This window comes from Candidatus Zixiibacteriota bacterium, from assembly GCA_034439475.1.
Lineage (GTDB): Bacteria > Zixibacteria > MSB-5A5 > GN15 > FEB-12 > JAWXAN01.
This window is the reverse complement of record JAWXAN010000064.1, coordinates 1-9,742: the sequence shown is the minus strand read 5'-3', so window position 1 is coordinate 9,742 and position 9,742 is coordinate 1. Positions and strand designations below refer to the sequence as shown.

Annotated in this window: 7 protein-coding genes; all 7 read left to right on the top strand. The window is 49.8% G+C overall.

Features of this window, described 5'->3' with window-relative positions; all coding sequences use genetic code 11:
* Positions 1 to 695 precede the first annotated feature (695 nt).
* The 7 genes from SGI97_09345 (at position 696) to SGI97_09315 (ending at position 9,323) form a co-directional block, all read left to right on the top strand.
* The gene (locus SGI97_09345; GenBank protein ID MDZ4724090.1) at positions 696 to 2,255 is read left to right on the top strand and encodes a sensor domain-containing diguanylate cyclase; all 1,560 of its coding nucleotides are present in this window, start codon (positions 696 to 698) and stop codon (positions 2,253 to 2,255) included.
* 65 nt (positions 2,256 to 2,320) lie between these two features.
* Complete coding sequence (locus SGI97_09340) at positions 2,321 to 3,319, top strand: glycoside hydrolase family 3 N-terminal domain-containing protein (GenBank protein MDZ4724089.1); 999 nt, start codon at positions 2,321 to 2,323, stop codon at positions 3,317 to 3,319.
* 3 nt (positions 3,320 to 3,322) lie between these two features.
* On the top strand, positions 3,323 to 4,543 hold the full coding sequence (locus SGI97_09335) for an anhydro-N-acetylmuramic acid kinase (protein MDZ4724088.1): 1,221 nt from the start codon (positions 3,323 to 3,325) through the stop codon (positions 4,541 to 4,543).
* Positions 4,544 to 4,559: 16 nt separating this feature from the next.
* On the top strand, positions 4,560 to 5,834 hold the full coding sequence (locus SGI97_09330; GenBank protein ID MDZ4724087.1) for a SpoIID/LytB domain-containing protein: 1,275 nt from the start codon (positions 4,560 to 4,562) through the stop codon (positions 5,832 to 5,834).
* Between the two features lie 13 nt (positions 5,835 to 5,847).
* Complete coding sequence (locus SGI97_09325; protein ID MDZ4724086.1) at positions 5,848 to 7,389, top strand: OmpA family protein; 1,542 nt, start codon at positions 5,848 to 5,850, stop codon at positions 7,387 to 7,389.
* Between the two features lie 7 nt (positions 7,390 to 7,396).
* Positions 7,397 to 7,963, top strand: coding sequence for a 2'-5' RNA ligase family protein (locus SGI97_09320; protein ID MDZ4724085.1), 567 nt, complete (start codon positions 7,397 to 7,399; stop codon positions 7,961 to 7,963).
* Between the two features lie 145 nt (positions 7,964 to 8,108).
* Positions 8,109 to 9,323, top strand: a complete 1,215-nt coding sequence (locus tag SGI97_09315; GenBank protein ID MDZ4724084.1) for a glycosyltransferase family 4 protein — start codon at positions 8,109 to 8,111, stop codon at positions 9,321 to 9,323.
* Positions 9,324 to 9,742 lie beyond the last annotated feature (419 nt).

Below are 9,742 nucleotides of genomic sequence, written 5' to 3'. Positions count from 1 at the left end.
TCCCGCACGAAGAATTAAGAAGTGCAGTCAGCCTTCTATTTTGTCATTCCAGTCCGCCACGGCGGAGAATCCATCTTCGTCCGTGCAGTCGGGCGTCTCGGCCTGACTGTCTCGACGTGTCGGGCATCCGCCGCCGCGGCCCGACACCACACGGTTCACTTTATTATCGTCAGCTTCCCGATCTGGCTTCTTCCCTCTGATTCAACCACCCAGTAATACAACCCCGATACCGCCAACTGCGTATTCCGCGTCACTAAATCCCAGGTTTCATAAGAGGCATCAGCGGCTCCTTTGGGATAACTGTGTTTGAGCCGGCGGATGAGATCGCGGGCGCCCCCCCGGACACGCTCCGACCAGGTTCATAACTCAGCCGAACGGCCTCCAGTTTGAACTGCCGGTCATACCTACGACGCGTCTGATTTGACATATACACACCTCCGGATAGGAATATAACCCCATCTTCTTGTTGTGTCAGTAAACAGGGGGAAGGTCAGTCATTGCTTCCTTTGGTCTTCGATACCTTTAGCCGCAATCCTCTGGTGATGCATTATTGATACGCAGCCGAGTTATTAGATGTCAGAGCTATTTTGACCCCTTAAAATCCCCCGCCTGCCTGCCCGTGGCAATCTCATGCTGTTCAATAAATAAACTGGTCATTTAGCCGATATAATCGCTATGGAAGCGCTGCATACATAATGAAGCTATTTTTAGGCCGCCCAAAAACTCTCCTGCCGCAGATTGATTCGATTTATCTCATCACGCGGTTCATGGTTCTCCTCGGTTTTTGCTGGCTTGCATTTTTCTGGCAGGCTCGGCCGATAGGGGATATGCTTGTCTACACCATAATCGGCACCTATGCCATGCATTTGGCAATTTTCTATGGCGCGACCAAGGACAAGTTCGATCTCAAATTAGCCTATCTTTCATCCATCATCTATGATCTGATTTTTATCCCGGTCTATATTCTCTTCACCGGCGGCGTTGACTCATCGCTCTATCTTCTTTTTTACATGACCGTTTCAGTCGCGGCCTATATCCTCACTTTCTGGTTTGCGATTCTCGTTGGGGCTCTCGTGACTGTCGCCTATCTCGCTATTGTTTACGGAGAGATAAGCCCCGAACAGGGATTTGATATTGTGATGCGCATCGGATTTCTTTGGGCTTTTTTTCTGACCATCTCGTATGTCTCGGTCTATATGCGGCGAACCGAAACTCGAGTGCTGAAACTTTTTGATACTCTGAATCTTCGTACCGCAGAGCTTGAACATTCACAAACCCAGCTTGAGATGATCTATGAAAATACCCGTAATCTGGCCTCGATTCTCGACCCCGAGGCTGTGGTCAAAGAGATTATGCGGCTCATGGGCGGCACGCTCCAGTACGGAACATACGCGATTGTATTTCGTAACAAGTCGGAAGGATTTTATTTCCGGGCGCGTTCAGTTGACAAACATGAGAATTTTCATCCCAAAGCAATTGAATCGAGTCAGATCAGCCTCATCAGTAAAGTGGCCGAAATGCAGGAGATGATTCGAATCAAAGATATTCGGGGACGCACAGATTACGTGGCTCTCCATCCGCAGACCCGTTCGGTAATTATCATCCCGCTTACATCCCACGGGCGTACCCACGGATTGCTTGTGGCTGAATCTCCCGAGATCGACCGGTTCCGCGAACGAGATCAACAGATGCTGGCTATTGTCTCACGGTCTGCCGCACTGGCTCTGGAAAATGCGGAACTTCATCGGCGAACCGAAGAGTTGACAATTATCGATGAATTGACAGAGACCTATAACTACCGCTATTTTGTGCGTAAATTGGAAGAGGAAAAAAAGCGAGCCATCCGTTACAGCCTTCCGCTGTCAATCATCATGGTCGATCTCGATTGGTTCAAAAAACTCAATGACTCATACGGCCACGAGGTCGGCAATATTGTTCTCCGCGCGCTCTCCAGAGTGATAAAGCAGTGTATCCGCGATGTTGATATTTTTGCGCGATATGGCGGCGAGGAATTTGTGATTATTCTCCCGCAGACGCCGGAAATCGAAGCCAAGCAAATTGGCGAGCGAATTCGCGCCCAATCAGAGCTGACAATTATCGATGCCGGTTCATCAGGGAAGGTCAAAGTTACCGTTTCGGTCGGCGTGTCGTCATTCCCTGAGAACGGGAAATCACACGAAGAGCTCCTTACGATCGCCGATCAGGCTCTTTACCGCGCGAAAGGTTCAGGCAAAAATCTTGTCTGTGTTGCATAATGTCTAAAAACAGCGTAGAGTATAGACGAACCCGGATAGCGTTAAAGTGTTTCAGGGGTAAATAAATGGAAAAGATAAGAAAACAACTCGGCCAGCTTTTTATTCTCGGATTTCCCGGGGCCAAACCGCCAGATCAGTTTCTTTCATTCATCTCGGAGGAAAAGATCGGCGGAGTCATTCTCTTTGAAGAAAACTGCCCGGGCTATCAAGCGACTCTTGAAAACATAGAGACCATCCGCCGCGCCTTGCAGCCAGACAATCCCTTCATTGCGATTGATCAGGAAGGCGGACGCGTCTGCCGACTCCGCGGCGCCCCTGCTGAATATCAGGCGGCGGCGGACTATGGCCAACTGGGAAATGTCGAGCGGTTCACCGAGGACTACTCACGCTCGGCAGGGTACATGGAGTCATTGGGAATTAACCTTAACTTTACACCCGTCGCCGATATTTTCCTGAATCCCGCAAACAGCTGTCTTGCCGGACGCTGTTTCGGAGACAACCCCGAACTTGTCAGCCGCTTCGTCCTCGCCTCTATTCAGGTTTCAAACGCCAACGGACTGCTATCCTGCGCGAAACATTTTCCGGGACTTGGCGACACCGGCTTTGACCCCCACATTGCAACTGCAGAATCAGACTATGACCAGTTTGTGTGGAATCAACGCGAAAAAGTACCTTTCTCTGTCGCAATCAAAGCGGGCGTCGATTTGATTATGACAACTCATCTCCGTTTGCCGAAACTGGATTCAAAAATTGTAACGGGCTCTTCCAAGATTATCAATACCCTCCTCCGAGGAGAACTTGATTTCGACGGCCCGGTTATCACCGACGATCTCACTATGGCTGGAGCCGATGAACTTGGCTCGTTCGGCGAGCGGACGGTCGCGGCCTTTCAGGCGGGCCATGATATGCTTCTTTATGGCAGAAACTATGAGGCCTCAATGGAGGCCTTCGACTACTTTGTCGAAAGTGTGGATCGCGGCGAGATAGACCATGCCCGACTTCGCTCATCATTGCAGCGTGTAGGCGGATTGAAATATAAACTCGAGCGGTCGCTCTTGCGCTAAAATATGACGCTCGCCGACCTGCTGAAAAAAAAGACGTTGGTTGCGCTCGGTCTGAATTCGGGAACATCGGCAGATGGTCTGGATATGACCGCTCTGACAATTACAAAAGATAAAAATCAATCCGTGACGTATCGCCTCGAAAGCGGACGTTCGCAGGCATACCCCGCTAAACTTCGAAATGAAATACTTGCCTTCTCAAATGAGGACGCTCCTCAGTTGAGCAGACAGATGTATCTCGATCAGACACTTGGGCGTTTTTACGGCCGAACGGCGGTCTCGTTTATCCGGCGACTCGCAAAGCAAGGAATCATTGTCGACGTTATTGGTTCACACGGTCAAACTGTCAGACATCTCCCTCAGCGCGCAAAATATCTTGGCGCAGTAGTCAATGGCACACTCCAACTCGGATCACTTGAACAGATAGCGGAGCAAACAGGCAAAGTTGTCTGCGGGGATTTCCGGCAGGCCGATATCGCGCTTGGAAACGAAGGCGCTCCGATCACGGTTGCGGCCATGAATTATCTCTTCAGTGATAGAGACGAATCAAGGCTTATCGTGAACATTGGCGGCATCGCGAATTATTTCTATTTTCCGGCTGGTAGCTCAGCCCATAAAATAAACGCCGCCGACAGCGGCCCAGGCAACTCCCTCTCAGATTTACTTTCGCTGAAATTGTTTAATGAAAAATATGATCGTTCTGGCCGCCATGCCTCTGCAGGGAAGGTGTCTGTTCCGCTTCTCAATATCTTAAAACGGCATTCCTTTTTCAGAAGTAAAAATATCTCGACAGGTCGAGAGGAATTCGGCGCTGAATTGCTCAAGCAAGCTTTAGCCTACGCCAAAACACATTCGCTTAAAAAAGACGATATTATCGCGACACTGTCGGAACTTACCGTGCATGGTATACTGGCATCGATTAAGCCGCTCATAGCGAAGGACAATAATATCAAAAAATTGTATTTGACTGGCGGCGGAATAAGAAACAAATTTTTTGTTAGACGGCTTGTACAAGAACTGCCTGAGCTGACTATTGAGCCAATTGACAACCTTGGCGTTCCGACTCAATGGGTGGAAGCCGCGGCCTATGCCGTGATGGCTGAGCGGACAGTTCGCTCTGCGCCGATGCCTACCAACTATTCGGGAGGTGGACGAGTAAAACAAATGGCAGTGCTGGGCAAAATAGCCCAGCCGCCTGTCTCTGTTGTGAAGGCAGGAATAAAATAAAGAAAGACGGTCGTTCGTGCTAAACATCTCCATTACGCGTACTGCATCGCTTATATCTCGCGGAGCCGCTCTTCTGGCTCTGTTTGTTTTATTTCTCAGTTGCGGAAGTGTCGCGAGTCTTCGCGATGACGGACTCAACAATGCCTTGCGCGTTCCGTTTGTGCGTGTGCTCATTCAGGAAGGAAAAGACCAGACCGAGTTGTCGACCGATGACTCGTACGCCATCGAATGTCTCGCACAGGGTAAGCAGGACGTCTATTACTCGGCCAGCCCGATTGTCGCTCGGGTTATTCGCGGCAAACTCGAAATTCGCAATGAACGGGATGAAATCATTCAGGCAAATCTTGACGAAGTGAACATCATTCCGCGCGGAAATAACAACCGAATCAACGTGGCGGATAAACGCTATCGCGGAATTGTCAAAGTCCTTCCCAACGGCGAGACGGTTCAGATTATAAATCTTATCTACATGGAAGATTATTTACGCGGAGTGGTGCCGCCTGAGCTTGGACTGCGCTCAGACGACGAAATTGAGGCGATAAAGGCTCAGGCTCTTGCTGCGCGGACATATGCCATGTCACGTCTTGGTCAGTATGGAGCCGAGCCGTATGACCTCAAAGCAAGTATACTCGACCAAGTTTACAACGGGGCCGGAATCGAAAACGCGCTCGTCAATTCAGCTATCGACCAGACACCGGGAATGGTCATTGTCTATCATGATGCCCTGATTGATGCCTATTACCATTCGACCTGTGGAGGTATGACTGATGACATTGAAGATGTGTGGGAAAAACGGGAACAGCCATATTTGAAAGCGGTGAATGACAGCGCGGCTTGTTCATGGTCAAAATACTTCTCGTGGAAAGAATACTTTACCGAGAGTCAGATCCGCAGTCGTGTTGAGCAGTATCTTTCAAATGACCGCGGGCGAGATTTGCGTTTGGGAGAAGTGACCGATGCCATAATCGGACTGCGAACAGCAGGGGGACGCATAGAGAAGTTTTCAATTCGTACCGATGAGGATATATACCATTTCCGCAAGGACAGAATCCGGTGGGTTATGGGACGGACATCAAATCCTGATCTGATTCTTCCGTCGGCACGCTTTGATATTGCAATCGACAGAGACGCCCAAAGCCATTTTACGGGTTTCTCAATCAATGGTCACGGATACGGACATGGTGTCGGAATGTGTCAATGCGGCGCGATTGGCAAAGCCCGCCAAGGCTGGACGTATGAGGATATCCTGAAACTGTACTATACCGGCATTGATATCAAACGCCTTTACTGATCAGGTTGTAACGTTGAAGACTATCTGCGCCGGATTCAATTCGATTGCCCTATTAGCCGCTGTGATAGTCACGCTTTCCGGGACATCGGTATCTGCGCATGATTATCGTTTCACTCTCGGCGCTCGGGGCGGAATCGTCAAAATCGACGGAGGGAAGCTTTTTGGGTTCGACGATGGCAGATCCCTCGGCGGTCAACTCGGATTGCGTCTCGGAAATCAATGGGAGATTGAATTTTCCTATGACCAGATGCAGGTTGATGCCGTAATTTCCGACACTCTCGCATTTGCTCCTAACAGTTCCCTCGTTTCGGAATTATTCGCTTCGCGTTTTGGAGTAACTTTGCAGCGTTTTCTCCTTTCCTATGAGAACAGAATAAATCTCAAACTCGGAATCGGCGCGGGCCTGTCTGACTGGGAACAGACACGAGCGCCTGATAATTCGCGGCTCTCTGTATTGAGCAAGAACAGCCAGCCGACAGATTTTGCCGCATCTGAACTCTTTGCCTCAGCCTCCGCGGGCCTCGACTTACATGTGACATCATTTCTCTCTTTAGGCGTTTCTGCTCAGGCAGACTATCTCACCGGCGCCGGGGCGGACTTCGAGTCGGATTTCAATTCAAAACGTGACCGCTGGATATACAGCGGCCTCGGGCAGTTGAATTTTCACTTTGGCCATCGCGGTCCTAAACAAGACGAGTGGAAATCAGACGAGGCCTGGAAGGACAAAAGGGAAACCGAAAAAGAGAATAACGAAAAAGTCATCGCAAGCCAGACCAAAAAGCCCGACAAGAAATCCAGCCAAAGTCAGGCGCCTGCCAACCGTGCGGCATCGGCCAGAGATGGTGATGGGGACGGAGTAGCCGATGAGACCGATACATGCCTCGATACCAGATGGGGCACACTGGTCGATAAGTCCGGCTGTCCGGTTGATACCGACAGAGATGGCATCCCCGACGGTTTGGATGACTGCCCCGGCACGACATCCGAGGCCAAAAGCATGGTTGACATTCACGGCTGTCCGTATGATACCGACGCCGATGGTGTTGCCGATTATGGAGATAACTGCGTCAACTCTACTCTTGGCTCGGTTGTCGACGAAAACGGCTGTTCGGTCGATTCTGACGGTGATGGCGTTTCTGACGGTTTGGACGACTGCCCCGGCACACTTCCAAACATACAAGTAGACGCCAATGGCTGTATTGATCTGGCTGTTTTTGCCGCCCCCATGGTTTTGCATATTGACTATCTGTCCGGCTCGTTTGAAATAGACCCGCGAAGCAAAGAGCGAATTAAGAAACTTAGCGGCTTGCTAATTTTGGTTCCTACTATTAAACTGGAGATCAACGGCTACACGGATGATATTGGCCCTGAGCCAGCCAACCGACAATTGTCGGAACGCCGAGCCAACCGGCTTCGCGATTATCTGATAACGCTTGGTGTTGCCGCCGAGAGGATAAAGACATTTGGAAGAGGGGAGAGCAATTTTATGGCTTCAAATCAAAACGCCAATGGAAGAGCTAAAAACCGACGGATAGAAATTATTTTTTATAAATAAAAAAAATATGTCAGAAGAACTCGCCTACAGTTACAGTCCCGATCTGCTTGCTGCGCGCAATCCAAAACAATACGCGGTGGTCATATTTCTCCCAGCCACCTTGGATGGAATAATCGCGCCACTCCGTGAGAAGTATGATCCGGATTTTAAACTTATTTCTTCCCATGTTTCGCTTGTCTTTCCCTTCCAGACCAAACGAAGCCTTGACGAAGTCGCCTCGATTATTTCACAGGAGATAGTCAAGCTTGGCGCTTTTCAGCTTGAACTTGATTCAATCGGAGATTTCTATCCGGATTTCCCTATTATTTTCTGGCAGGTCAAACAGAACGAGCACTTGAAAAAACTTTGTCTGGTACTCCATGCCCGGCTCGATATCCCGCTTCCGCACAAAAAATACTGCGCCCATGTCACAGTTGCCAAAGAGATCTCGCCGCATCGCGTGATGCTTATAAAAGAGGAGCTTTTCCCCTACCTTCCTGATGAAAAATTCTCTCCTCAGTCGGTTGATTTGATTGCTCCGGTTGCCGACCAAAATTGGGTTTCGATCCGAACATTTCCCATAACTCGCGGCTAATCTGTCATCAAACTGACAAGATTAGTCCCTGTTTCCCAACTAAAGAATGGCCTCGTTTGTTGGCCTATAAATGCCGATAATCCATGAAATAGGGAATATTCCTTGCCAGTAATACCAAAAACAGGTACCATTCGCAGGGTAAGTTATGAATATACTCATTGTCACGCAACATTTTCCGCCCGAACGAGGCGCTGTCAGACGCCTCTTTGAATTCGCCCGATATTTCGCCCAAAACGGACACACGGTTTCCGTTCTCACGGCTATGCCGAACTATCCTGATGGCATTGTTCCTGAAAAATATCGAGGCAAATTCTTCTTATATGAAGAGATTGAAGGGGTCAAAATATACCGCTGTTGGGTTTTAGCGGCTTCCAACCGCAACCCGGGCAAGCGCATGATCGGCTTTGCCACCTTCTTTCTCACAAGCCTCATCAATTCCTTCCGACTTGATAAAAAATTCGATGTCGTGCTTGCCTCGACCCCCCCGGTCAACACCCCGGTCATTGGTTGGATTTTAAGCAAAATCAAGGGAAGTAAATTCATCATCGAAGTCCGTGATCTCCAGCCTGAATCGAGCGAAGATTTTGGCAACCTGAGCAAATCATGGATGACCCGCGGCCTGAAAAAAGTCATGCATGGCCTGTATCGCAAAGCAGATTGGATTGTCTCAGTTACCGACGGCATGACCGACTACCTGAGAGCTTTGCCTGACCCGCCATCGCGGATTACGACCGTCAAGTCCGGGTTTTCAAAAGAGTTTATGAACGCCGATTACAACGGTATCCGTAAAAAATTCGGCTGGGACGAAAAATTCATTATCTGCCGTACCGGCACCCTCGGCTGGGCTCACTCGCTTGAGTCGGTCATTGAAGCCGCGCGTCAGCTCACCGACCAGCCTGAGATCATGTTTGTCTTTGTCGGCGACGGCGAAAAGCGCGGCGCCCTTGAAGGAATGGTTCGTGATTACGGTCTGAAAAATGTCGCCTTTGTTGGTTCGCAGCCGCTTGAGACAATTCCCCATTTCCTTCAAGCATCAAATGTCCTTATTGAGTCGCTCAAGAATGTCCCTCTGACCCGAAGTACTTTCCCGGCAAAATTATTCGAGTATATGGCTTCCGGGCGGCCAATACTTTTTGGCGCGCCCGATGGCGAAGCGGTGAGAGAACTTGAGAAAGCTGGCGGAGCGCTGGCATTTCATGTTGATGATGTCGATCACCTGTGCGACCTCATTCTCAAACTCAAATCAGGAGCTATTGACGGCGAGGAACTCGGCGAAAAATATCGCTCACATGCCGACCGCCACCATCACCGCGACCAGTGGGCGCGTGAATATCTGAGTGTTCTTAAAAACGTCGAGTGACGATCTTTTTTTGGCTTTCCAAATTTAATATTTTGTGATTGGTGGGCGTTCGTGCCGCGACGCGGCAATGACCAAAGGGAATGGTGCGACCGAAGGGAGTGGTGGAACCGTAACCATCTCAGTTCTCCGATATTCGTAGGTCAGTCCGCCCCGCCACAGCGGGCAGGCGCGGCGGATGGCAATCTCATATTCTCTTTTATTTTGGTGCGCGACAGAGACGTCCAGCACGAATATTTCCTGCCTCGGCGGACTGTGTGTTCAGCGATTCTTTCTTCTATGTCATTCCAGTCCGCCCCGCCACAGCGGGCAGGCGTGGCGGAGGAATCCAGGGTAAATAGACGTGCAGGCCGTCCTCCATTGGCGGATTCGAAAATCTCTGGCCTGCACAAACATTAAGATCACACCGCAAGCAGTGTGGT

Coding starts and splice junctions, on each gene's coding strand:
- SGI97_09345 (MDZ4724090.1), top strand. CDS start 696: ATGAAGCTATTTTTAGGCCGCCCAAAAACTCTCCTGCCGCAGATTGAT.
- SGI97_09335 (MDZ4724088.1), top strand. CDS start 3,323: ATGACGCTCGCCGACCTGCTGAAAAAAAAGACGTTGGTTGCGCTCGGT.
- SGI97_09320 (MDZ4724085.1), top strand. CDS start 7,397: ATGTCAGAAGAACTCGCCTACAGTTACAGTCCCGATCTGCTTGCTGCG.
- SGI97_09315 (MDZ4724084.1), top strand. CDS start 8,109: ATGAATATACTCATTGTCACGCAACATTTTCCGCCCGAACGAGGCGCT.
- SGI97_09340 (MDZ4724089.1), top strand. CDS start 2,321: ATGGAAAAGATAAGAAAACAACTCGGCCAGCTTTTTATTCTCGGATTT.